At 71.0% G+C, this 23,349-nt stretch carries 22 protein-coding genes and 1 tRNA gene; 9 read left to right on the top strand and 14 right to left on the bottom strand.

What is annotated here, in order from left to right:
* Nucleotides 1-69: 69 nt before the first annotated feature.
* The 5 genes from EDF28_RS00380 to galU form a co-directional block, all read right to left on the bottom strand.
* Nucleotides 70-1,902 carry a hypothetical protein gene (locus tag EDF28_RS00380; protein WP_123936805.1) on the bottom strand — a complete coding sequence of 611 codons (1,833 nt, stop codon included), beginning with the start codon at nt 1,900-1,902 and terminating at the stop codon, nt 70-72.
* 213 nt (nt 1,903-2,115) lie between these two features.
* Nucleotides 2,116-2,191: transfer RNA gene (locus EDF28_RS00385), tRNA-Ala, on the bottom strand.
* A gap of 73 nt (nt 2,192-2,264) precedes the next feature.
* Nucleotides 2,265-3,356 carry a hypothetical protein gene (locus EDF28_RS00390; protein ID WP_123936806.1) on the bottom strand — a complete coding sequence of 364 codons (1,092 nt, stop codon included), beginning with the start codon at nt 3,354-3,356 and terminating at the stop codon, nt 2,265-2,267.
* A gap of 99 nt (nt 3,357-3,455) precedes the next feature.
* Nucleotides 3,456-4,115, bottom strand: coding sequence for a GNAT family N-acetyltransferase (locus EDF28_RS00395; RefSeq protein WP_111086296.1), 660 nt, complete (start codon nt 4,113-4,115; stop codon nt 3,456-3,458).
* Nucleotides 4,116-4,202: 87 nt separating this feature from the next.
* A complete protein-coding gene (gene galU, locus EDF28_RS00400) occupies nt 4,203-5,093 on the bottom strand; it encodes a UTP--glucose-1-phosphate uridylyltransferase GalU (protein WP_111086297.1) in 891 nt (296 codons plus the stop codon).
* Nucleotides 5,094-5,208: 115 nt separating this feature from the next.
* Here galU and EDF28_RS00405 point away from each other — a divergent pair, with 115 nt between their 5' ends.
* From EDF28_RS00405 to mscL, 3 genes are all read left to right on the top strand, one after another.
* Nucleotides 5,209-5,793, top strand: a complete 585-nt coding sequence (locus EDF28_RS00405; RefSeq protein WP_123293363.1) for a 5-formyltetrahydrofolate cyclo-ligase — start codon at nt 5,209-5,211, stop codon at nt 5,791-5,793.
* A 1-nt stretch (nt 5,794) separates the two neighbouring features.
* A complete protein-coding gene (locus EDF28_RS00410) occupies nt 5,795-6,079 on the top strand; it encodes an FmdB family zinc ribbon protein (RefSeq protein WP_123293362.1) in 285 nt (94 codons plus the stop codon).
* Between the two features lie 71 nt (nt 6,080-6,150).
* Nucleotides 6,151-6,651, top strand: coding sequence for a large conductance mechanosensitive channel protein MscL (mscL, locus tag EDF28_RS00415; protein ID WP_123936807.1), 501 nt, complete (start codon nt 6,151-6,153; stop codon nt 6,649-6,651).
* A 141-nt stretch (nt 6,652-6,792) separates the two neighbouring features.
* Here the strand turns inward: mscL and EDF28_RS00420 are convergent, their stop codons facing one another.
* The gene (locus tag EDF28_RS00420; RefSeq protein ID WP_123936808.1) at nt 6,793-7,377 is read right to left on the bottom strand and encodes a CDP-alcohol phosphatidyltransferase family protein; all 585 of its coding nucleotides are present in this window, start codon (nt 7,375-7,377) and stop codon (nt 6,793-6,795) included.
* A 367-nt stretch (nt 7,378-7,744) separates the two neighbouring features.
* Nucleotides 7,745-11,626 (bottom strand): ATP-binding protein, encoded by a 3,882-nt coding sequence (locus EDF28_RS00425; RefSeq protein ID WP_123936809.1) that lies wholly within the window; start codon nt 11,624-11,626, stop codon nt 7,745-7,747.
* Between the two features lie 141 nt (nt 11,627-11,767).
* Between EDF28_RS00425 and EDF28_RS00430 the strand changes: the two genes are divergently transcribed.
* The 4 genes from EDF28_RS00430 to EDF28_RS00445 all read left to right on the top strand — a co-directional run bounded on the left by EDF28_RS00430 (nt 11,768) and on the right by EDF28_RS00445 (nt 15,498).
* A complete protein-coding gene (locus EDF28_RS00430; RefSeq protein WP_111086303.1) occupies nt 11,768-12,640 on the top strand; it encodes a CoA ester lyase in 873 nt (290 codons plus the stop codon).
* Between the two features lie 10 nt (nt 12,641-12,650).
* The gene (locus EDF28_RS00435) at nt 12,651-13,118 is read left to right on the top strand and encodes a DUF6264 family protein (RefSeq protein WP_123936810.1); all 468 of its coding nucleotides are present in this window, start codon (nt 12,651-12,653) and stop codon (nt 13,116-13,118) included.
* Between the two features lie 108 nt (nt 13,119-13,226).
* On the top strand, nt 13,227-14,474 hold the full coding sequence (locus EDF28_RS00440; RefSeq protein ID WP_123936811.1) for an FAD-dependent oxidoreductase: 1,248 nt from the start codon (nt 13,227-13,229) through the stop codon (nt 14,472-14,474).
* Between the two features lie 145 nt (nt 14,475-14,619).
* Nucleotides 14,620-15,498: an aldo/keto reductase gene (locus tag EDF28_RS00445; RefSeq protein ID WP_123936812.1), complete on the top strand. Its 879-nt coding sequence runs from the start codon at nt 14,620-14,622 to the stop codon at nt 15,496-15,498.
* A 95-nt stretch (nt 15,499-15,593) separates the two neighbouring features.
* Here the strand turns inward: EDF28_RS00445 and EDF28_RS00450 are convergent, their stop codons facing one another.
* Together EDF28_RS00450 and EDF28_RS00455 are read right to left on the bottom strand one after the other, a co-directional pair.
* The gene (locus tag EDF28_RS00450) at nt 15,594-16,079 is read right to left on the bottom strand and encodes a hypothetical protein (protein WP_123936813.1); all 486 of its coding nucleotides are present in this window, start codon (nt 16,077-16,079) and stop codon (nt 15,594-15,596) included.
* Nucleotides 16,079-16,489, bottom strand: a complete 411-nt coding sequence (locus tag EDF28_RS00455; protein ID WP_123936814.1) for a hypothetical protein — start codon at nt 16,487-16,489, stop codon at nt 16,079-16,081. Before EDF28_RS00455 ends, EDF28_RS00450 begins: the two co-directional genes overlap by 1 nt.
* A gap of 114 nt (nt 16,490-16,603) precedes the next feature.
* Here EDF28_RS00455 and EDF28_RS00460 point away from each other — a divergent pair, with 114 nt between their 5' ends.
* A complete protein-coding gene (locus EDF28_RS00460; RefSeq protein WP_123936815.1) occupies nt 16,604-17,569 on the top strand; it encodes an NAD(P)H-quinone oxidoreductase in 966 nt (321 codons plus the stop codon).
* Here the strand turns inward: EDF28_RS00460 and EDF28_RS00465 are convergent.
* Nucleotides 17,566-18,285, bottom strand: a complete 720-nt coding sequence (locus EDF28_RS00465; RefSeq protein ID WP_123936816.1) for a TetR/AcrR family transcriptional regulator — start codon at nt 18,283-18,285, stop codon at nt 17,566-17,568. The genes EDF28_RS00460 and EDF28_RS00465 overlap by 4 nt on opposite strands.
* A 76-nt stretch (nt 18,286-18,361) precedes the next feature.
* Between EDF28_RS00465 and EDF28_RS00470 the strand changes: the two genes are divergently transcribed.
* The gene (locus tag EDF28_RS00470) at nt 18,362-19,804 is read left to right on the top strand and encodes a DHA2 family efflux MFS transporter permease subunit (RefSeq protein WP_123936817.1); all 1,443 of its coding nucleotides are present in this window, start codon (nt 18,362-18,364) and stop codon (nt 19,802-19,804) included.
* A gap of 15 nt (nt 19,805-19,819) precedes the next feature.
* On the opposite strand, the gene EDF28_RS00475 is transcribed toward EDF28_RS00470, so the two are convergent.
* The 4 genes from EDF28_RS00475 to EDF28_RS00490 all read right to left on the bottom strand — a co-directional run bounded on the left by EDF28_RS00475 (nt 19,820) and on the right by EDF28_RS00490 (nt 23,343).
* Nucleotides 19,820-20,596 carry an amino acid ABC transporter ATP-binding protein gene (locus EDF28_RS00475; protein WP_123936818.1) on the bottom strand — a complete coding sequence of 259 codons (777 nt, stop codon included), beginning with the start codon at nt 20,594-20,596 and terminating at the stop codon, nt 19,820-19,822.
* Nucleotides 20,593-21,471, bottom strand: a complete 879-nt coding sequence (locus tag EDF28_RS00480) for an amino acid ABC transporter permease (RefSeq protein WP_123293349.1) — start codon at nt 21,469-21,471, stop codon at nt 20,593-20,595. The genes EDF28_RS00475 and EDF28_RS00480 overlap by 4 nt, the downstream gene beginning before the upstream one ends.
* 4 nt (nt 21,472-21,475) lie before the next feature.
* Nucleotides 21,476-22,297: an ABC transporter substrate-binding protein gene (locus tag EDF28_RS00485; RefSeq protein WP_123936819.1), complete on the bottom strand. Its 822-nt coding sequence runs from the start codon at nt 22,295-22,297 to the stop codon at nt 21,476-21,478.
* A 248-nt stretch (nt 22,298-22,545) separates the two neighbouring features.
* On the bottom strand, nt 22,546-23,343 hold the full coding sequence (locus EDF28_RS00490; protein WP_123936820.1) for a DUF3800 domain-containing protein: 798 nt from the start codon (nt 23,341-23,343) through the stop codon (nt 22,546-22,548).
* Nucleotides 23,344-23,349 lie beyond the last annotated feature (6 nt).

Below are 23,349 nucleotides of genomic sequence, written 5' to 3' on the forward strand. Positions count from 1 at the left end.
TGGCACGCGTTTTCCGACAGAACACCCGACGAACGACTCGTGGATCGTCGCGAACCGCGTGCGGCCTCGTCAGGAGCAGGACCAGTTGCGATCGATCTCCGTCGAGCCGAACGGCGTCTTGTACTGCGTCATCGCGATCGGGCCACCGAGCAGCCGCGCACCGGAGCATGCTGCCTGCGCCTGGTCGAGACGGCCGTCGCCGATCGCGATCCAGCTCGGCAGCGGCCGGAGCGGGCTCGCGGTCGGGACGGTGCCCATGATCGTGCGGAACTGGTACGAGGTCGAGTACACGCCGATCTGCGTGACACCGCTGCTCTTCAGCGCCGCGACCATGCCCTCGAGCGCCACCCGGTTCTGACCGGTGTCGCTCAGATGGGACAGGCCGGTCTCGACGTCGAGCCACCAGCGGTACTGCCCCGGGTTGGCGACGCCCCGGGTGTTCGCTGCTTCGTAGGCCCTTGCGTAGCCGTACATGTACGAGCACGCCGACGTCGTCTTCCAGGTCGGCTTCGCGCCGGACTGTGCCGTGCACGTGCCGTACGGGTTCGTCACGGACTGCCCGTTCGGCGCGGCGTTGGACGTCGGCCAGACCGATGCTGCCGCCGCCCCGGGGTTGGCGAACAGCGCGTACACCTGCGTCTTCGGCTGCGCGGTGCCACCCGCCGATGCCGCCGCCCAGGACAGCTGCTGCTGCAGGCACGGGTTCGTGGTGTTGCCGAGGCTCGAGTTCACCCCGACGATGCCGAACGACTGGTCGGTCGGCACGCTCTTGCCGCACTGCGGGTACGAGACGTCCACACCCGTCCCCGACCCGCTGTTGCCGTTGAGGAAGTACCCCACGACGTCGACGTACACGGTGGCCCTGCCCGCGGACACCTTCGCCTGCACCTGCCCACCGGACGCCAGCGGCGCGATGAGCGCGTTGCCGATCGTCTGCCCCTTGGCGTAGATCTGCGTCGGCACGCTCGAGGCGAGCCCCGCACCGACGACGCGGAGCGATCCCCCGACGCTGCCGCCGCCGACCTTGGCGTTGATGACGGCCGCGGTTGCGTTGCGCGGGACACCCGCGGTCCCGGCGACGGTGACCTTCGTAGCGGTGGTGCCCGCTGCGACGGTCGCGGCGCGAACCGGGTGCGCCGACACGAACACGGATCCGTTGGCGTTCGGTGCGTAGTACCCGACGACGTCGGCGAGCACGCGCGCGGACCCGGAGGAGACCTTGGCCTGGACGGCACCGCCGGACAGCCGGACCGTCGTCGTGTTCGCGACGGTGGTGCCCTTGGAGTACATGAGTGAGACGACGCCGGCGTTGTTGCCGTACGGGGTGAGGCGCAGCCGGCCGCTCGTCGCGGGACGGGACACGTCGGCCTGCAGCACGACGGCGGTGGCGTTCGACGGCACGCCCGCCTTGCCCGCGACGACGATGCGCTTGGCGCCGGTGGTCACGGTGCCGTTCAGCACGTTCGTCGGCGCGAGCGGCGTGTAGGTCGACCCGGTGGCGCTGGTGCCGTACCAACCGGCGACGTCGAGGGCGACGGTCGCCTTGCCGGCCGAGACCTTCACCTGGGCCTTGCCGCTGGTGAGTCCGACCGTGGTGGTGCCGGAGATCGGTTGCGCCCTGGCGAAGTTCTGGATGGCGGGGCTGGCGGTGCTGCCGAACGGGGCGACGCTCACGTACGCCGCCGCGCTCGAGGAGGTCACGGTCGCCGTCAGCACGACCGCGGTCGCGTTCGACGGGATGCCGTTGCGACCGCCGAGCGTGACGGTCGTCAGCTTGCTCGTCGCGGTGCCGGACCAGGCTCGCGCGGGTGCCACCGGCGTGAACCTGCCGGTGGTCGGCGCTGCGGCGGACGCCGGTGCCACCGGGGCGACCACGAGCAGCCCGGCAGTGACGGCGAGCACCGTCCCGATCGATGCGATGGCAGTCCTGAAGCGCAACGTGTTCCCCCGTTCCCCGCGCCCCCTTGGCGCACCGGGAGTCTAGAACGATGCGCTCAGCAACACACCACCCCTGTTCGCGAACTGTGCACGACGACACAGTGACGCGACCCTGTGGAACACACCGAACGCAGAACGGCCCGGAACCTGTCGGTTCCGGGCCGTTCGGCATTGCCTTGGTGGAGCTAAGGGGATTCGAACCCCTGACCTTCTCATTGCGAACGAGACGCGCTACCAACTGCGCCATAGCCCCAAGTGCTCGACCACACTAGCACCACCGTTCGGCCGATCCGAAATCGTGGACAGCCGGTCGGGCGAGCCGCGACTCAGACCGCGCGGCGCCGACGCATGATCGCGTCGAGGTCGGCCTGCTGGTACGCGTCGTCGTCCAGGACACCCATGCCGGCCCACTTGCTCGGCGGACCAGTCGGCGTGGTCGGCTCGTCCGGCGTCTCGGAGACGAGCTCCGGGACGGCGGGAGCACGGAGCCCCAGCCGTTCGGCGAGACGCCCCTGGTCGTGGGCGGACAGCGACGCGGCAGCGTCCTCGAGCTCGGGCCGCATGCGTGACACCCGGGCGAGCGACGGGTCGGCCTCGGCCGCTCGGATGGCAGCGGCTTCGGCATCCGCCTCCGCCTTGGCCTCGGCGACGCGCTCCTTGAGTCGCGCAGCGAGCTCGGCGGACGACTCCGGCGAGGCAGCGGGCGCTGTCGGTCGCTCCACGTACAGCGGCTTCGGCACCCGGTTCGGGGTCCAGCTGCGGTCCTGCGCGGGTTCTGCGGACTGCTCGGTCGTCAGCGGCGGTGCCGGGTCCGTCCACGTGCTCGCAGGCCGGGAGGCACGGGTCGCGCCCGCCTCGGCCGCCGCGACACGGGTCTTCCGCGCCGTCGCCACCTGGTGCAGCTGGGCGAGGACCGCTGCGGACCCACCCGCGGCGAGGAGCCCCGCGACACCGACGAGCCACAGGGCGGGTGCCGCGACGAAGACGACGAGCGCGACGACGACGCCGAGCGTGCCGAACAGGGTGGCTCCGAGGCGGGAGCGGCGCATGCGCATCGCGGTCAGTGCGGGCACCGACGACGCGCGCTCGAGGACCGGGGCCTGCTCGGCCAGCCGGCGGGTGATCTCCCGCTGACGCGCGGCTTCGTGGGCGCGGACGATGGCGGTGCGTTTGGCTTCTTCGGACCGGGCGACGCGCTGCGCCTCGGCCAGGGACTTCGCGTTCATCTCGACACGGACCTCGTCGGGCAGTTCAGCGGTCTGCGCCAGGATCCGCAGGGTCTGCTGCAGCCGGATCGCGTTGCGTTCGGTGGCGAGGTACTGGCGTCGGGCGGCCCACGACGGCATCAGGTATACGAGCCAGAGGACGGCCGCGACGAGCAGGACGATGCCGCCACCCCACGAGCCGATTCCTGCCATGGGGACACGGTAGGGGCGGGGGTATCCCCGTCGCGTGATTGCGGAACGCGTGTTGCGCGTGTCGCGGCGGAATCCGTGGGACGTGCCACGGGCCTCCCGTCAGAGACGCGGCGTGGTGGTGATCGGCAGCGCCGCTTCGTCACGGGCCGCGAGCGGCACGGCACCGAGGCCGGGTGGCACCTGCCCGCGGACCCAGCGCTCGAGGACGCCCTCGCGGACCTCTTCGGCGACGAGCGCGAAGCAGAAGTGGTCGCGCCAGTCTCCGTTGATGTGGATGTACCGGCGGCGCAGCCCTTCGTACCGGAAGCCCAGCTTCTCGACGACGCGCAGGGACGGGGCGTTCTCGGGTCGGATGCAGATCTCGATGCGGTGCACGCCGACCGCGCGGAAGCAGTGGTCGACGGCCAGGGCGACCGAGATCGGGGTCACGTTGTGTCCGGCGGCGTCCTCGACGACCCAGTAGCCGATCGAGGCGCTGGCCAGCGACCCGTAGGTGATGCCGGAGACGTTCAGCTGCCCGACGAACCGGCCGTCGAGTTCCATCGCGAACGGCAGTCCGAGTCCCGCGCGGGCGTTGGCCTGGAGCGCGCGGATGCTGCCGCGGACGTCGGTGGAGACGTGCCCTGAGGGGTTCGTGGCCTCCCAGGTGCGGAGCCACGAACGGTTGGACGCCAGCGCGAGGTCGAGGTCGCGCGTGTCACGGAGCCGGAGGGGCCGGATGGTGACCCGCCCGTGGGACAGGGTCGGGATCGTCGTCATCGCTTGGTTCCTCCGGGATCCCGCCGCTGTGCGGGACGGGGTGTCCCGCCCGGGTCCGTGTGCACGGTCCCGGGCGGGATGGCCGACTCATTCGCCCGCGTTGAACTCCTTCAGCCACGACTTGAGGTCGGGGCCGAGGTCTTCGCGGTCCGAGGCGAGCTGCACGATCGCCTTGATGTAGTCGAGTTTGTCACCGGTGTCGTACCGGCGTCCACGGAACACGACGCCGTACACGCCGCCGGTCCACTCCTCGGCGCTCGCCATCTTCATGAGCGCGTCGGTGAGCTGGATCTCGCCGCCCTTGCCCGGCTCCTGCTTCTCGAGGACGTCGAAGACCTCGGGGCGGATGACGTAGCGGCCGATGATGGCCAGGTTCGAGGGCGCCTCGCCCTGCGGGGGCTTCTCGACGAGCCCGGTGATCTTCACGACGTCGTCGGTGTCGGTCGGCTCGACCGTGGCGATGCCGTACAGGTGGGTCTGCGACTCGGGGACCTCGAGCAGCGCCACGATCGTGGCGTTCTTCTCGCCCTGGACCTCGATCATGCGCTTGAGCAGCGGGTCGCGGGCGTCGATGATGTCGTCGCCGAGGAGCACGGCGAACGGCTCGCGACCGACGTGCATCTTCGCGCGGAGCACCGCGTGGCCGAGGCCGAGCGGGTCGCCCTGACGCACGTAGTGCATGTCGGCGAGGTCCGTCGACTGGTTGACCTTCTGCAGCTTCTCGTGGTCACCCTTCTTCTTCAGGGTCTCCTCGAGCTCCGACACGTGGTCGAAGTGGTTCTCGAGTGCGTTCTTGTTGCGGCCCGTGATCATCAGGACGTCGGTGAGTCCTGCGTCGACAGCCTCTTCCACCACGTACTGGATGGCTGGTTTGTCGACGACGGGGAGCATCTCCTTCGGCATCGCCTTGGTCGCGGGGAGGAAGCGAGTGCCCAGCCCTGCCGCTGGGATCACCGCCTTGGAAATCTGGAAGCCCATGCCCCAGACCGTATCCGATCCGGGTTTCCGGGGCATGTCATCGCTACTGGGGACACGGCATCAGCGCGTTTCCCGGCGGGAAGCCGCAACGGATGCGCTCGGTAGACTCCTGCGCATGATCGCTGATCTCGGGAACGAGAAGCGCGCCCTGCGAGCCGAACTCCGGCAGCGGCGGCGCACCCGGACCACGACGGAACGCGACGCGGACAGTGCGGCGCTCACCGCGACCCTGCAGCGCTTCGCCGAGGAGCGCCAGGTCACCTCGCTGGCGCTCTACCTGTCGGCGTCGGACGAGCCGAACGTCCGGCCGTTCCTGAACTGGGCGTTCGCGCACGACATCCGGGTGCTCCTGCCGGTCACGCGCGAGGACGGCCTGCTCGACTGGGCGGTCGGCGACGGTGAGAGCGAGACCGAGGGCATCTTCGGCATGCCCGAGGTCGTCGGCGAGGTCCTGTCCCCGATCGCCATCAACGACGTCGACGCGATCCTCGCCCCCGCGGCGGCGGTCGGGCACGACGGCGTCCGGATGGGATGGGGTCGCGGCTACTACGACAAGACCCTCGGGTCCATGGCGAAGCGCCCGCCCGTCTATGCTGTGATCTTCGACGCGGAGTACCTCGACGAGGTCCCGCGCGAACCCCACGACGAACCCGTCGACGGCATCATCACGCCGTCGCGCATCATCACGTTCCGGAGCTGACGTGCCCACTTACTCGTACCGTTGTACCGAGTGCGACAACGCGTTCGACATCAAGCAGTCGTTCTCCGACGCCACCCTGACCGAGTGCCCGGTGTGCGGCGGTGTCCTGCGCAAGGTGTTCTCCCCGGTCGGCGTGACGTTCAACGGCGGCGGCTTCTACCGCACCGACTCGCGCCCGGCGCCGAAGTCCGAGGGCTCGTCGAGCACGCCGGCCAAGTCGGAGACGAAGTCCACCCCAGCCAAGACCGAGTCGAAGCCGAGCACGCCGAAGCCCAGCGCCTCCTGACCACGAGCGCTCCTCGCCGATAGGTTGATGGGGTCGCCGTCCGGCGACTGTCCTCGACCGGAAGGAGTCCCGTGAAGGGCTTCAAGGAGTTCCTGCTCCGCGGCAACGTCATCGACCTGGCCGTCGCAGTCGTCATCGGTGCTGCGTTCACCGCGATCGTCACCGCGATCGTCACCAGCCTCATCAACCCCCTGATCGGCGCGGTCTTCAACGCGTCGAGCCTCGACAAGGCGCTCGTCTGGTCCATCCCGACGGTGTCCGGCGGAAGCGCGAAGATCCTGTTCGGCGCGATCATCGGCGCGGTCATCAACTTCGTGATCGTCGCCGCGGTCGTGTACTTCGCCCTCGTCGTGCCCGTGAACCACCTGAAGAAGGTGGCGTTCGAGCGCGTCAAGAACGACGAGGAGCAGACCCCGCAGGACGTGCCCCCGACGGACGTCGAGGTGCTGCTCGAGATCCGCGACCTGCTGCGCTCCCAGAACGGCGTCTCCACGAGCACGGGAACCGGCGCGCACATCGCGCCGAGCACCGCTCCCGAGGGACCCGGCATCGGCGGCTCGACGAAGCTCTAGCAGGGTCGTCCCCGCCGAAAGCGCCGCGATCGCGCCCCTCCACGGCCATCGCGCCCCGACTCTTCGGGGCGCGATGCCCGTTCGGTGGCGCGATCGTGCGCTACCGGCCGCAGCCGGCCTCACGCTGCGGCAGGGGGCGCGTCAGGCGGCCGTGACCGCTCGCCGCTTGGCGAACATCGCCGTCGCGTACTGGATACCCGCCAGGACGTGGCCCACGGTGCCGAGGTAGACGAAGACCAGTGCGACGACCCGCACCCACGGCGCGTTCTCGTCGACGGCGTGCACGGCCGAGAACAGCAGCACCGGCAGGCCCACGAAGAGCAGCGCGGAGCGGATCTTGCCGGTCCACGTGACGTCGAGGTCCGGGTTGCCGTGGAACAGCACGCTGGAGAGCACCACGAGCACCAGGTCGACGAGCACGACGACGGCGACGACCCACCACGGCAGCAGGCCGGTCAGCACGAGCGACAGCACGATCGCGATGATGGCGAGTCGGTCGGCGACGGGGTCGATCGCCTTGCCGAGCTTCGAGCCCTGGTCGAACTTGCGCGCGATGAAGCCGTCCGCCCAGTCGCTCACGCCGATGACGACGAGTGCGACCAACGCCCAACCCGGGTGTCCGGCGACGACGAGCCACACGAAGACCGGGATCAGCAGCAGCCGGAACAGCGAGATCAGGTTCGGCCAGGTCTGCCAGTCGGGGCGCTCCCGCACGGTGTCAGTCATCGCAGGCCAGGCTACCTGCTACCAGTGGGGCGGGACGTCCGCCCGGAGACGGACATCGTTCTCGCCGGATCCGTGCCGCGCCGGCTCCGGCGCGGGGGTGGGGTCCGAGCCCGGCACCGGCTGGGTGGTGACGCGTCTGCCGCGCCGCACCGGGCCTCCCGACAGGTCGTCCGTGTCGCGTTCCGGAGACGCTGACCGGACGGGAGGCGCGGCTGACGACGCGTCGTCGGCTCGCGTCCACGTGCCCACCAGCTGCTCCGTCTCCGGCGTCACCGGACCGGCGGGCCGGGAGGCCCGCCGACTCGGCCGAGGAGTCATCGGCGGGCGGGGCCGATGGCGGGCACGCGGGGATCGAGATCCTGCGTGTTCATCGGCGGGCGGGGATCGGGGGGATCGAGATCTCCTGCGTGGCGCCGCGGTCGACACCGAGCACGGCGGCGACGGTGTTCGCGACGCGGTCCGGGTCGGAGAACAGCTGGAACGCGTGCACGCGGACGTAGTGCCATCCGAGTCGGCGCAGGACCTCCGGGCGGAGGCGGAGTGACTCGCGCAGCGATCCCCTGACCAGCGACGCGTCGGTCTCGATCGTGACGCAGACCCCGCCGTGCGCGGCCACCAGGCCGAGCTTGCCACGGTGTCCGAGCGCGACCGGGATGCCGCGCATCTCGAGTCGGCGGGCCAGGTCGACGAGCAGCGGGTCGGAATCGTCCGGCACGTACTCGGCGGTGGTGCGCGCACGCACCTCGGCCAGGATCTCGGCGAGGGCGACGGTGCCGTGGCCCATGCGCTCGGCCTCGATGTCGGACGGCTGGAAGCACGTCACGATCACCATCGAGCGGCGCGCACGGGTCATCGCGACCGCGAGCAACCGCTCGCCGCCGGGTTTGCCGAGCGGACCGAAGTCGCGCAGGACGCGGCCGTGCGGGGTACGGCCGTAGCCGATGGAGAACACGACCCGGTCGCGGCTCTGCGCCACCGACTGCTCGAGCGTCGCCACGATGAACGGCTCAGCCCGGTCGCCGATGACGAACTCGGTCAGGTCCTTGTGGCCCTGCGCCGCGGTCAGCACGGCCTGCTCGACGCGCACGGCGTGCTTCGCCGAGGCGGTGATGACCATGAGCGACTCGGACGGGCGGGTGCGGGCGTGGTCGATGACGAGGCGGACGACGCGGTCCACCTCGGCGTCGACGCTCTCGACGGCGCCGGACTCGGGGTCCGGCACGGCCTTGCCGTCGCTGACGTAGTCGAGCGCGATCGAGCCGTGCCCGAGGAACGAGCCGGCCCACGGCAGCGACTCGATCTTGCCGCCGTAGAAGCGACGGTTCACGAGCTCGGCCAGGTCCTCGCCGCCGGCGCGGTACGACCGCGAGAGCGACAGGGTCGGCAGCAGTGTGGAGAGCTTCGCCAGGGCGGAGTCGGCGTGGAAGGCGTCGAGGGTGCCCTCGTCGACCTGCAGCGCACGGTGCTCGGGGTCGACGGCGATGCGGAACGGCGACGGCGTCTGCGTGACCGGGTCACCGAAGACGACGGTCTGGCGCGCACGACGCACGGCTCCGACGGTCTCGGCGATGGTCACGGCGCCGGCGTCGACCAGGATCACGGTGTCGAACGGCATCGTGTCGGCGATCTGCGACACCTCGTACGGGCTCGCGAGCCACACGGGCGCGATCGACCGGGACAGGTGCGGTGCGGAGTCCTGGAGCAGCCGCGAGGTGATCGCACCCTCGCGCAGCTGGGTCTTCAGCGCTGTGGCCTCTTCCGGCCAGTCGACGAGTCCGACCTTCCAGTTCTCGGCGAGCTGCCACGCCAGGCCCTGGGAGACCCCGGCTGCGTGGGCGTCGTCGACGAGGCGGAAGTCGGCCTCCACCCGGTCGAGCATGTCGGTGTTCGCGCCGAGCAGTGCCCGGTCGGACTCGAGCATGGTCTCGAGGGCGGACTGCCACCAGGCGAGCTCGAGCTCGGCCGGCACCTGCAGGTCCGGCACGTGCCGGTTCGCCAGGTCGGTGATGAGCGGCTCGAGCTGCAGGTCGCGCAGGGTCTGCATGAGCTCGGTGCGCTCCTGCAGGTTGTGCAGGACGTCGGACTCGGCCGCGAGCTCGGCGATGGTGGGGACGAGCTGGTCGACCGGGGTGTTCGCGAGCTGCCGGTCGCGCTCGGACCGGCCGAGCGGCTCGTCGAGCCGCGCGAGGTCCTCGGCGACGTTCGAGAACAGCACCTGCACGTCCGCGATGCCCGTGGGCACCTCGGGGTTCACGCCGGCCGCGACGTAGCGCTGCCACAGCACGCGCTGCTGCTGCACCCGGGTCAGGGCCTCGTGCAGGTCGGAGACGTGCACGCCGGGGCGGACGTACTCACGAGCGAGCTTCTTCAGACGACGACGGTTCGTCGACGACATCGGAGCGCCCTCGCCACGCGGGGCGGTGGCGGCGACGAGCTCGGACACCGACCGGTCGAAGACCACCGGCAGGAAGCGGTCGAGGGTGTCACGGATCTCGGTGAGCAGGCGCAGGTAGATGCCGAGCTCGTTGATCGTCGTGAACTGGCGCATGTGCGTCGAGCTCACCAGGTCGTGCGCCCGGCGGAGCAGCGTCGGCAGCCCGTCGGAGTCGAGGTCCTTCGCGATGCGGTGGGCGCGCTGGGCACCGTCGCTGGTGGAGAACTTCGCGCCGTACCAGGGCGAGTCGTCGGGGCCGTAGCGGAACTCACCGAGGTTGGCCGCGCTGACCATCGTCTCGGCGACGCGCGAGCGCCCCTCGACCATGGATGCCACGGACTGCTTCGACAGCCGCGCGGTCGTCGACGGCGGGACCGGCAGGAGCGACAGGCGCGAGAGCTCGACCAGGCAGTCGAGCACCGAGACGCCGAAGTCGGCGTCCTTGCGGGTCAGTGAACCGCGGTAGTCCTTCAGGACCTTGCGGAGCCGGACCAGGGCGTCGTCGACCTCGCGCAGGTTCGGACGGGCCGCCTTCTCGTTCCGGGCGATGGCACGGACGACGTCGCGGCGCAGGGTCGACGGTGTGACCGCGACGCCGGGCAGCTGGACCTCACCGAAGCGCGCCGCGATGCCCCGCAGGGTCGCACGGCGCGGGCTCACCACGAGGACGCGCTTGTTCGCGGCGACCAGGCCGCCCAGGGCGTTCACGATCGTCTGGGTGCCGCCGGTGCCGGGCAGGGTCTTGACGACGATGGAGTTGCCGGCCGCGATCTGCGCGATCACGTTCTCCTGCTCGTCGTCGGCGTCGAGCAGGAGCGTGTCGGTCTCCGGGCTGCGCTCGTCCGACGGGGTCTGCTCGACCGGGTGGTACGACTGCTCGACCTGCCACTTGGCGCTCGGGTTGCCGGCCAGGGCGTCGAGCACGGGGTGGGACAGGTCGCCGGTGTCCTCGACCAGACCGGTCGCGACCTCGGCGAACGTGGAGACCACGAGCCGGGCGTGCACGGAGAAGCCGGGGATGTGCGCGGTCAGGCCACGCAGGCGGTCGATGACGGGGTTCGGGGTGAACGAGCCGTCCTGCTGCGCGAGCGCCACGAAGGACTGCGCGTCGAGGATGACGCCGAACTGCTCGTGCAGGGCGTCGGCGAGACCCGGGTTGAGCACGGGTTCGCCGAGGAGCCGGACCTCGAAGTCACGGCCGTGGCGGCGGATCGCCAGCGGGCGCAGGAGCACCGGCCCGCGGAACTGCTCGTCGCCGTGCTTCCAGTCGGCCATGCCGATGCCGAGCTTCACGGCGTCGATCCCGCGCACGGTGGCGAGCTCGGTGCCCTTCGCCTCGACCTGGCCGGCGGCGACGCGGGCGGCACGGAGCGCGACCTCGTCGCGGATCAGGCTGGACAGCAGGGTGGTCTTGCCGGTGATGAACTGGGCGAGGCCGCCCGGGTGCGTCGTCGACAGTTCGATGCGCGCGCGGGGGTGGTCGCTGAAGTGGGTGAGCGGGCTCGTGCCGCCGACGCCGGTGAGCTGGCCGCGCCAGCCGTCCCACGTCGGTTCGGCCGCGTTGCCCGCCTGCAGCCGGGGGTCGCCGAGGCTGATCGCCTGCGGGCTGGTCAGCTGCAGTTCCGGGCGGAGCGTGCGGTCCGGTTCGTCGTCGGTCCGGTCCTCGTCCACGTCCTGCTGCTCGTCTCGGTCGTCTCGCTCGTCGCGGTCGTCGCGGTGGTCGCGCTGACCGCGGTCGTCTCGGTCGTCGTCGGGGCGCTCGTGGGCACCCTCGACGGGGACGTCGTCGTTCACGTCGTCCTCACCGTCGGTCACCCTGTCCGCTCGCCACACATCCGACACTGTAGGCGGGAACGAGCGCCCTCTCTGGCAATGAACCGAGGTTTCGGGGTTTCCGGTGCACGGTGAAGCGCTCAGGGTCCGCGATCGACGCGCCCGATGTGGTACCAACGGGGCATGGCCATCGACGACCGCACCACCCCGTCCGCCCCCACGCCGAACCGGCGTCGATCGGTCCCCGCCGAGATCTCCCGCTCGTGGCTGCTCGTCTCCGGCACCGCGACCGACCGGTTCGAGAAGTCCCAGCGGTCCCGCGCCGACCAGATCATCCTGGACATCGAGGACGCCGTCGACCCCGCCGCCAAGCCCTCGGCTCGGCAGGGCGTCGCCGCGTGGCTGGCCGGAGGCGGCGAGGCCTGGGTCCGGATCAACGACGTCACGACCGACTTCTGGGCCGACGACGTCGAGGAGCTCCGCGGCCTGCCCGGACTGCAGGGCGTGATGCTCGCGAAGACCGAGTCCCCGGCCCAGGTCACCGACACGTGGCACCGGCTCGGCGGCCAGACCCCGGTGATCGCCCTGGTCGAGTCGGCGCTCGGCATCGAGGAGTCCGTCTCGATCGCGCGGGCCCAGGGCGCGTTCCGGCTCGCGTTCGGCTCCGGCGACTACCGCCGCGACACCGGCACGAGCGCCGACACCCTGGCGATGGCGTACCCGCGGTCGAAGCTCGTCGTCGCCTCGCGCGTCGGCGACCTGCCCGGCCCGATCGACGGCCCGACGGTGGGTTCGTCGCACCCGATCCTGCGCGAGCAGTCCCAGGTCGCGGTGTCACTCGGCCTGACCGGCAAGCTCTGCCTGGACACCGAGCAGCTGCCCGTCATCAACGAGGTCATCTCCCCCACGCCGACCGACGTCGCCTGGGCGCAGGACTTCCTCGACGACTTCGAGGCCCGCGGCAAGGTCATCCGCGACGGTTCCGACCTGCCCCGCCTGGGTCGGGCGCAGAAGATCCAGCGGCTCGCACAGGCGTTCGGCGTCGAAGCGCGGTAGGACTGCTCCCATGACCTGGTCCAACGTCCCCGGCGGTCCGCCGCAGTCCTCGCCCGGCCCCCAGGACCCGCAGCGCGCGGCCTGGGAGCGCAGCGGCACCACGTTGTTCCCGCCGGCGAAGCTCGCCGACCGGATCTCCACCGTGCTGCTGCTGGCCTTCGGCGCCGTGATGACGATCGTCACCGCCGTCGTCGGCATCATCGCGGTCATCTCGGCGACCGCGACCTGCGATGCCTCGGCCGGGTGCTCGCCCGGCGGGTACATCGGCGGCACGGCCATCGCGGTCGGCGGCGCGTTCGTGATCGGCGTCGCCACGATCGTGCTGGCGATCGGCGCGTGGATCCGCCGGAAGTCGTCGTGGTGGATCGCCGCGGTCGGCTTCGTGCTCGCGATCGCCGTCATCACGTGGGGCGGGGTCGTCTTCGCGAACGCCGCCGACGACGGGACCGCGTCGTCCTCGGTGTCCGCGAGCGCCTAGCGCCGTCGCGCACCACTTCTCCGACAGGACACGAGGTGATCACCTCGTGTCCTGTCGCGTTGTGCGTGCGCACAGTGCGCGGGTCCGACAGGGCGTAGCGTCCACGGCATGGTGACGGTGTCGCGGACGACGGTCGCGGTGGTCGGTGGTGGCCCCGCCGGGGTCGTCCTCGGCCTGCTGCTCGCCCGGGCCGGCATCGCCGTGCGCGTCATCGAACAGCACGACGACTTCAACCGGGACTTCCGGGGCGACACCGTGCACGCCTCGACGATCCGGCTGCTCGACGAGCTCGGCCTCGGCGACCGCTTCCGGGCCCTGCCGCAGTCACGGCTCGACGACTTCTCCCTGCCCATGCCCGACGGCTCACGGCTGCTGCTCGGCGACTTCTCGCGGCTCGATCCCCCGTACGACCACGTGGCGATGGTGCCGCAGTGGGACCTGCTCGACCTGCTCGTGACCGCTGCGCGGCAGGAACCGTCGTTCGACATCGCGATGGGCCGCGCGGCGACCGGGCTCATCGAGGAGAACGGCGTGGTCACCGGGGTCCACCTCCGCCCGCGCGACGGCAGCGGCGAACCGGAGGAGCTCCGCGCCGACGTCGTGATCGCGTGCGACGGACGGAACTCGGTCCTGCGCCGGGCAGCCGGGTTCGTGCCACGGGCGTTCCCGGTGCCGTTCGACACCTGGTGGTTCCGGCTCCCCCGACGGCCGGGCGACTCGGCGAGCGCCCTGACCCCCGCGTTCTCGGGGAAGGACGTGCTGCTGAGCTTCCCGCGGCCCGACTACCACCAGGTCGCGTACTTCGCCCCGAAGGGCGCGGACGCGGCGCTGCGAGCTGAGGGGATCGACGCCTTCCGGGAGCGGGTGGCCCGGCTCCGTCCGGACTTCGCCGACCGGGTCGACGCGATCGGGTCGATGGACGACGTGCACGTGCTCGACGTCCGGATGGACCGGTTGCGGCGGTGGTGGCGGCCGGGGCTGCTGTGCATCGGCGACGCGGCGCACGCGATGTCGCCCGCGGGTGGGGTGGGGATCAACCTGGCGGTGCAGGACGCCGTGGCGACGGCGGGGATCCTGGTTCCGTCGTTGCGGCACGGGCTCCGAGGTGCGGGGCTGGACGGTGCGCTGGCCGCGGTGCAACGCCGCCGGAGGCCGCCGGCAGTGATCGTCCAGTCGGCGCAGGCTGTGCTGCACCGCGTCGTGTTCGAGCGGGCCTTCGCCGGACGGCTGCAGGACGGGCCACCCCTGCTGCCCGTGCTGCTCGCCCGGTACGTGCCGCCGTCGCGGGGTCTCTACGCCCGGGGCATCGCATTCGGGCCGCTTCCGGAGCACGCGCCGAGCTGGGCGCGGCGCTGAACGGAGCGGGCGCGGTGGACGGGACCGGACGGCGGACGGGAGGCGCGGGGCGGGGCCGCCACGGGCCTCCCGGTCGGCGGGTGGTCACCACCACTGCGCGACGCACCCTGTGCGCGACCGCGCACCCCCGGCGCATGCTGGGGCCATGAAGCAACGAGTCATCGGAGACGTGTCGGTCAGCGCCATCGGTCTGGGCGGGATGCCCATGTCGATCGAGGGGCGCCCCGACGAACGACAGTCCATCGCGACCATCCACGCCGCGCTCGAGAACGGTGTCACGCTCATCGACACCGCGGACGCGTACCACCTGGCCGCCCACGACGAGGTGGGGCACAACGAGGAGCTCATCGCCCGGGCGGTCCGCGAGTTCCACGGCGACACCGAGTCGATCCTCATCGCCACGAAGGGCGGACACCTGCGACCGGAAGCTGGCGCCTGGGCGCAGGACGGCCACCCGGAGTACCTGAAGCAGGCGGCGAAGGCGTCGGCGAAGCGCCTCGGCGTCGAGGCGATCGGCCTGTACCAGTTCCACCGTCCGGACCCCGCGGTGCCCTACGCCGAGTCGGTCGGCGCGCTCGGCGAGCTGCTCGACGAGGGCGTCATCCGGATGGCCGGCATCTCGAACGCAGACCCCGACCAGATCCGGACGGCGAACGAGGTCCTCGACGGACGACTCGCCTCGGTGCAGAACCAGTTCTCGCCGAAGTTCCGGTCGAGCGAGCCGGAACTCGAGCTCTGCGACGAGCTCGGGATCGCGTTCCTGCCGTGGAGCCCGCTCGGTGGCATCGCGAACGCCGCCGACCTCGGCACCGCCTACGAGGACTTCGCGTACATCGCACGCGACCGTGGCGTGACCCCGCAGGTCATCGCGCTCGCGTGGGAGCTGCAGAAGAGCGACGTGGTCGTCCCGATCCCCGGGGCGTCGCGGCCGCAGTCGATCCTCAACTCGCTGACCGCACCGACCGTGAAGCTGCGGCCGGAGGACGTCGCCCGTCTGGACGCGTCGCAGCCGGCGGCCGTCTGAGTCGCCTTCGTCCTGCCGCTCCACGACGCGTGACGACGCCCCGCAGTTCCGGTCGGAGCTGCGGGGCGTCGTGGAGTCGGGGCCGGGTGTGGCGACTAGTTGCTCGGGCAGACCGCCGAGACCTCGTTGAGCGAGGACTGCACGTCGGTCTGGGCGTCCTTCGCCTCGGCGGAGTCGCTCGAGCCGCTGGAGGTGAGCGCCGAGGCGTACTCCTTCGCGTCCTCGGTGAAGTCCTCGAAGGCGTCGTGGACGTCGTCGTTGGTGACCTTCGGCAGCGCGGCGTCGAGACGGTCGGTGAACTCGCCGACCAGCTTCGCCCGCGCGGCGGGGTCCGCCGGCGCCGAGGACGACGTCTGCTCGGCGATGAACGACTTGAGCTCGTTCTCGACCAGGGCGCACGCCTCGGTCTTGGTCTGCGCGGGAGCGGCGGCCGAGGTCTTCGACGGGGCGGACGTCTTCGACGTCTCCGTCGGGGCGCCGTCGTCGGACGAGCCGCCGTCGCTGGACGAGCCGCCGGAGCAGCCCGCCAGTAGCGCCACGGCGACGAGCGCCGTGGTCACCGCGGTGAGGGTGCGGCGCATCAGGAGTTGCACTCCTTCTGGAAGGCGTTGCCGGCGTCCTGCACCTTGGTGCTGGACTTCGTGAGCGCCGAGACGTCCGCCGACTGCGGGTCCTTCGCGATGTCCTCGATCTGGTCGACGAGGTCGCCGTAGGCGTCCTCGAAGGCCTCGCCCTTGTCCTGCAGGGCGTCGTCGGACAGGTCGTCGACGCCGTCGGAGATCTTCTCGTCGAGCTCCTTGAGCTTCGTGACGGCGGCGTCCGGGTCGGACTGCAGGTTCGCGGCTTCGGACTGCACGCCCTCGGCGGCGGACTTGACCGTCTTCTCGAACTGGGTGCACTGGTCGGCCTTCGACGGCCCGGTCGAGCAACCGGCGAGCAGGGTGAGCGCGAGGCCGGCGGTGGCGAGCGCGATGAACTTGTTCTTCGGCATGGTGGAGAGTCCCCCTCGATCGGTCCGCACTCCCCCGGATGAGGTGCAGATCCGTCATCGAGCGTACATGGGGCACTCACAGGATGACCGGCCGCCCGGCGTACCGTCGAGGGCATGCGCGCCATCACGTTCGACGACACCACCATGTCCGTGACCGATCTGCCTGACCCGGTGCCCGCCGCGGGCGAGGTGCTCATCGAGGTCGCCGCCGCCGGGGTGAACAACGCCGACCTGCAGCAGCGCGCGGGGAACTACCCGCCGCCGCCCGGGGCCTCGGAGATCCTCGGTCTCGAGGTCTCCGGCACCGTCCGGGCACTCGGCGACGGGGTGACCTCGGTGGCCGTCGGCGACCGCGTGTGCGCCCTGCTGTCCGGCGGCGGCTACGCCTCGCTCGTCGTGGCTCCCGCGACGCAAGTGCTGCCGGTCCCCGACACGGTCGACCTGGTCGAGGCTGCCGGCCTGCCCGAAGCCGCCTGCACCGTGTACTCGAACATCGGCATGCTCGCCGGACTCCGCCCCGGGCAGACGCTGCTCGTGCACGGTGGCACCGGCGGCATGGGCTCGCACGCCGTCCTGTGGGCGAAGGCCCTCGGTGCCACGGTGATCGCGACGAGCGGTGGCGACCGCAAGGTCCAGGCGTCGCGTGACCTGGGTGCCGATCTGGTGGTCGACCACCGCACCGAGGACTTCGTGGAGCGCGTCCTGGCGTTCACGGACGGCGTCGGGGTCGACGTGGTGCTCGACGTCGTCGGACCGTCGTACCTGGCGCGGAACCTGCAGGCCCTCGCACCCAACGGGCACATCGCCGTCATCGCCTCGGGCAGCGGCAGCACCGCCGAGCTCGACCTCGGCGCGCTGATGCGGAAGCGGGCGTCGATCAGCGGGACGACCCTGCGCGCCCGGCCGCTCGCCGAGAAGGCCGCGATCGTCGCCGCCGTCCGTGAGCACGTCTGGCCCCTCGTCGCCGACGGCAGCGTCCGCCCGGTCATCGACACCGTCCTGCCGCTCGCCGAGGTCGAAGAGGCGCACCGGAAGGTCCGCGACGGCGAGGTCGTCGGGAAGGTGCTGCTGACGCTCTAAGCGCGTGGGCGGGCTGCGCCCGGGTGCCCTGCGCCCGGGTGCGCTGCGCCCGGGTGCCCTGCGCCCGGGTGCCCTGCGCCCGGGTGCCCTGCGCCCGGGTGCTCTGCGCCCGGGTCTGCCGCGCTCGGCCGCACCAGGTCGAGCACCTGCCCGCACTTCGCGCCGAACGTCGCACGGAGCAGGTCCGCCGCGTCGCGGTCCTCGTCGAACCGCGCCGGCATGTCGATCGCGAGCATGATCGCGAAGATCATCCCGCTGCCCAGGAAGCCCTGCACCTGGTCGTCCGGGATCCCCGCCTCGTCCCGCAGGAACCGGTAGATCTCGAGGAAGCCGTCACGTGCGGCCGCCCCGATCGCGGGCTCGGCACCGGAGACGAACCCCTGCAGCAGCACGGTGTGCAGGCCCTGCTCGGCAGCGAGGTCGACGAACTGCTCACCGATGACGTGCGCCGGCACGTCATCCGGGCCGAGGGTCGTCAGGGTCTCGCGCCAGGCGTCGAGCAGGATGCCGAGCGTGTCGCGGAAGACCTCGAGGAACAGCGCTTCCTTCGACCCGAACATCCGGACGACGTACGGCTGGCTGATGCCCGCCGCCGAGGCGATCTGGTCGGTGGTGGTGCCGTGGTAGCCCTGGCGGCCGAACACCCCGCGTGCGGCTTCGAGGATCATCGCGCGACGCTGCGCTGCCGGCATCCGGACCGCTGTCTCCGCGCTCATGGTTGACAGGTTATCAGTCGATTACTACAGTCCGTCGAGACAAGTAATCATCGGATTACCAACGACTGGAGACACCATGTCCCGACGCATCCCCGTGTGGCTCGCGATCGCCGCCGCGTCCCTCCCGATGTTCATGGCGACGCTCGACAACCTCGTCGTCACCAGCGCACTCCCCGCCGTGCACGCCGACCTCGGCGCCTCGGTCGAGGAGCTGCAGTGGATCACCAACGCCTACACGCTCGCCTTCGCCGCCCTGATGCTGCTGGCCGTCGGCCTCGGCGACCGCATCGGCCGCCGCCACCTGTTCATCGCCGGCATCGGCGTCTTCACCGTCTCATCGGCCTTCGCCGCGATGAGCACCGACCCGACCGCCCTCATCGTCTGGCGCGCGGTCGAGGGGGCCGGCGCCGCGGCGATCATGCCCCTGTCGCTGACCCTGCTCGTCGGCAGCGTCCCGGACCGCCTGCGGACCGTGGGCATCGGCGTCTGGGGCGGCATCTCCGGCCTCGGCGTCGCGCTCGGCCCGCTCATCGGCGGAGCCGTCGTCGAGAGCTGGAGCTGGGAGGCGATCTTCTGGCTCAACGTCCCCGTCGGCGTGATCGCGATCCCGCTCGCCCTGTTCGCCCTGCCGAACACCCGTGGCGCCCGGGTCCGGACCGACGTCCTCGGCGTCGTGTTCGCGGGTCTCGGGGTGCTCGGCGTCGTGTTCGGCATCGTCCGCGGCAACGACGCGGGCTGGACGAGCACCGAGGTGCTGGTCGGCCTCATCGGTGGCGGTGCACTGCTCGTCGCGTTCGTCGTCCGCCAGGCCACGACGGCCGCACCGCTCCTGCCGCTCCGGTTCTTCCGCGACCGCAGCTTCACCCTCGCCAACCTCGTCGCCATGACCTTCTCGTTCGGCGCGTTCGGGTCGGTCTTCATCCTGATCCAGTTCCTGCAGGTGGTGCAGGGCCGGTCACCGCTCGAGGCCGGCGTCTGGACGATGCCGTGGACGCTCGCACCGATGATCGTCGCGCCGCTCGCCGGGATCATCGCACCACGGGTCGGCACCCGGGTGCTCATCGCCGGCGGCATGGCGTTCCTGTCCGCCGGACTGTTCTGGATCGCCGCCACGATGTCCGCCGACGTCACCTTCACCGGCCTCCTGCCCGGCTTCCTGCTCGCCGGCATCGGCATGGGCGCCGTGTTCGGGCCGATCTCGACCGCCGTGCTCGCGCGGATGCCGCAGGACGACCACGCGAAGGCCTCCGGCGCGAACTCCACCCTGCGCGAGATCGGCGTCGCACTCGGCATCGCGGTGCTCACCGCCGTGTTCACCGGTGCCGGCGGCCAGCTCACGCCCACCGGTTACGTCGACGCGGCACAGCCCGCCGTGCTGGTCGGAGCGGCCGTCGTCGCAGCCTCGGCACTCGTCGCCGTGTTCCTGCCGGCAGGTCGCGGATCCCACGTCCCCGACGTGGTCGCCGATGATGCTCGGGAGGCGCGCCCCACGCCCGCCGTCCCGGCTCCCGTCGCGTAAGCGCCCGGTCTGGTCCTAGGCGTGGACGCGGGAGAGGAACTCGACCAGCGCCGGGTGCTGCGGGGCGTCGAGGACCTCGGCGGGGACGCCCTGCTCGACGACCTCTCCCCGGTGCAGGAACACGATCCGGTCGGCCACGTTCCGCGCGAAGTGCATCTCGTGCGTGGTCATCAGGATCGTCGACCCCTGCCGCTTCAGCTCGGTGACCAGGTCGAGCACCTCGCCGACGAGCTGGGGGTCGAGGGCGCTCGTGACCTCGTCGAGCAGCAGGAGCTCGGGGTCGGACGCGATCGCCCGGACGATGGCCACGCGCTGCTGCTGGCCGCCGGAGAGCCGATCCGGGTAGGCATCGGCGAACTCCGCGAGCCCGATCCGTTCGAGCAGCCGACGCGCGGTCGCCTCGGCCTCGGCCCGGCCGACGCCGTGCACCTGCCGCGAAGCGAGTGTCACGTTGTCGAGCACGCGCATGTGCGGGAACAGGTTGAACTGCTGGAAGACCACGCCGATCCGCGCACGGACACCGTCGACCGCGACGCGGGGATCGGCGATGTCGGTGCCCTGCAGCAGGATCTCGCCGTCGTCGATGCCCTCGAGCAGGTTCACCGTCTTGAGCAGGGTCGACTTGCCCGAGCCGGACGCCCCGATGACGCAGATGACCTCGTGGCGGTGCAGCGTCAGGTCGATGCCGCGCAGGACCTCGTGCTCGCCGAAGGCCTTGCGCAACCCGCGCAGCTCGAGGACCGCAGCGTCCGCACCGGACGCACCACGGGCCTCCTGGCCGACCTCACTCATACGGTCCCTCCGATCTGCTCGCGCCGCTGCTGGCGGCGCGCGATCGCGTCCGTGACGCGGATCAGCGGCAGGCTGATCACCACGAACAGCAGCCCCGCGACGAAGTACGGCGTGAAGTTGTAGGTCTCCGCCTGCGCGATCTGCGCCGAACGGACCGCGTCGACGGCGCCGAGGATCGACACCAGGCCGACGTCCTTCTGCATCGAGACGAAGTCGTTCATCAGTGCCGGTGTGACCTTGCGGATCGCCTGCGGCAGCACCACGAGTCGCAGCGTCTTGGCGTGCGAGAGCCCGAGCGACCGCGCGGCCAGACGTTGCGAGGGGTGCACGGCCTCCATGCCGGCACGCAGGACCTCAGCGATGTACGACGAGTACGTCAGGACGATCGCGATGGTGCCCCAGACCTCGGCGGGCAGCCGCGGGAACACCCCGAGACCGGGGATCCCGTAGCCGACCAGGTAGAGCACGATGATGAGCGGCAGGCCGCGGAACAGGTCCGTGTACCCGGTCGCGAGCATCCGCAGCGGGAAGAAGACCGGGTTCCGCAGGCCCCGCACCACTGCGAGCAGGGTGCCGAACACGGCGACGCCGATGGCGCTGAAGAACAGGATCCGGACGTTCAGCCAGAGGCCCAGCAGGATGTCCGGGAACGTGTCGATCGCGGTCTGCGGGTCGAAGAACGACTGCTGGACCGCTGCCCAGCCGGGGGTGTTCACGACACCGAAGTAGGCGATCGCGATCACCACGAGCGTCGACACCACCGACACCACGATCGACCGGCGTCCGCGCTGCCGGCGGTAGAGCCGCCGCTCGGCCTCGACCTGGCTCGGCGCGGCTGCGGCGACCGGGGTACCGGCGCCTGCTGGAACGGTCATGCGGTTACCTCAGGACCGGGGTGTTGGTCTCCGAGGAGAGCCACTTGGTCTGCAGGTCCTCGAGCGTGCCGTCGTCCGTCAGCGACTTGAGCGCCTTGTCCACCTTGCTCGTGAGCTCCGAGCCCTTCGGCAGGACGAAACCGAACTGGTCGCCCTTGCCGTCGGACGGGAACTGCGCCGACACCGTGCCGTCGTCGAGCTGCGCCGCGGCCATGTAGAACGCCGTCGGCAGGTCGGTGACGATCGCGTCGATCTGGCCCGACTTCAGTGCGAGCACGGCGTCATCGTTCGAGTTGAAGACCTGCGGGGTGATCCCGAGCACGCCCTTCACGCTGGCGATCGACGTGGACCCGGTGGCGACGCCGATGGCGTCCTTCTTGAGCGCGGCGATGCTCGTGTCGTCGACGGCCTTCGAGGTGCTGGTCGTCACCACGGCCTGCGTGGTCGTGTAGTACGCGCTCGACATGTCGACGGCCTTCTTGCGCTTCGCGTCGATCGAGAACTGCTGGACGTTGAGATCCCAGTCCTTCGGGCCCGGTGCGATCGCACTGTCGAAGGTGCTGCGCTTCCACACGACGTCGGACTTGCTGTAGCCCATCTCCTTCGCGACCGCGTAGGCGACGGCGGACTCGAAGCCCTTGCCGGACTCCGGCTTGTTGTCCTCGATCCACGGCGAGTACGCCGGCTCACCGGTGGCGACCGTCAGCTTGCCGTCGGTGACGGTGCCGTCTTCGTTGCTGCCGCTGCCGGCGGCGCACGACGTCAGGGCGAGGGCGGCGACCGCGGCTGTTGCGACGGCGAGGGTGAGGCGGAGGGATCGGGTCACGGTCGGGCCTTCGTGCGAGGGGGGGGGGTGGGGGCAGGTCGAAGTGTACTTCGCGGTGGGATACCAACGCGACTCCGGGCGCTCCTCGTGACCCGGTCTCGTGTCACACACCAGTCGACGGGTCGACGTCTGGCTGGTAATCTGGCGACGCGGGCTGAACCGAGCGCATGCTCGGCTGAGGTCTGAGATCAAGGGGCGTCCCAGCACGGGGCGCCCCCTTTCTGTTCTCGGAACGCTCCCGAACGCGATCACGGCCAGACGACGATGGCGTCGCGCCGAGCGTTCGTCACCTCGGTGCGCCAGACGGGCCGCAGCTCGTCCCACATCGTCTCGTCGCAGACGCTGCCGCTCTTCGGGCCAGGCGACTGGAACCGCCGGAACCCCGCGTACGCGACCAGGTCGGCCGCCTGGACGAAGTAGGACGACGCCGAGTCACGAGGGACCGGATCCTCGACGAGCAGCGGCGCGCTGACACGAGAACCCCCTGGTGCGAAGCTGTGCCGCCGGAAGCGCCCGCGGATCGCGCGGACCGTCGCGTCGTCGCCCGCGTCGTGCACGAGGATGATCGGCTTGCCGGATTGCTCGGACCGGATCCGGAGACGCTGGAGTAGGTAGGTCCAAGCCCGGTCCTCGGGCCGGTAGTCCATCGGCCGGGCTTCCTTGTCGATGACGATGGCGAAGACCCCGGAGGCCACGACGCTCAGCGCACCGAGCGATCTGCGGAACACGTCGCGACGCTGGCCGTCACCGAGCCCGAGGTGGCGGAGGTCCCCTCGCCCGCGCAGGAGCACGTTCGCCTTGAGCTCATGGCGGAGGAGGACGCCGTACGTGTCCCGGATCTCGCGACGGACCCCCGTCAGCCAGTCGAGACGATCGGTCCAGTCACCGCCAGGGACGAGCACGCATCCCAGCGTGTAGGTGCGCGTCGCGCCCGGGGACACAGCCGGATCCCCCTTGTCACCGGTCTCGTCCACGTACGCGAACTCGAACTCGAACGGAGCGTCGAGCGCCGCACGGGCGAGGGCGGGAACGCGACCGGACTCCATCCGACC

The organism is Curtobacterium sp. PhB137 (assembly GCF_003814955.1).
In the GTDB taxonomy this organism is placed as follows: Bacteria; Actinomycetota; Actinomycetes; order Actinomycetales; family Microbacteriaceae; genus Curtobacterium.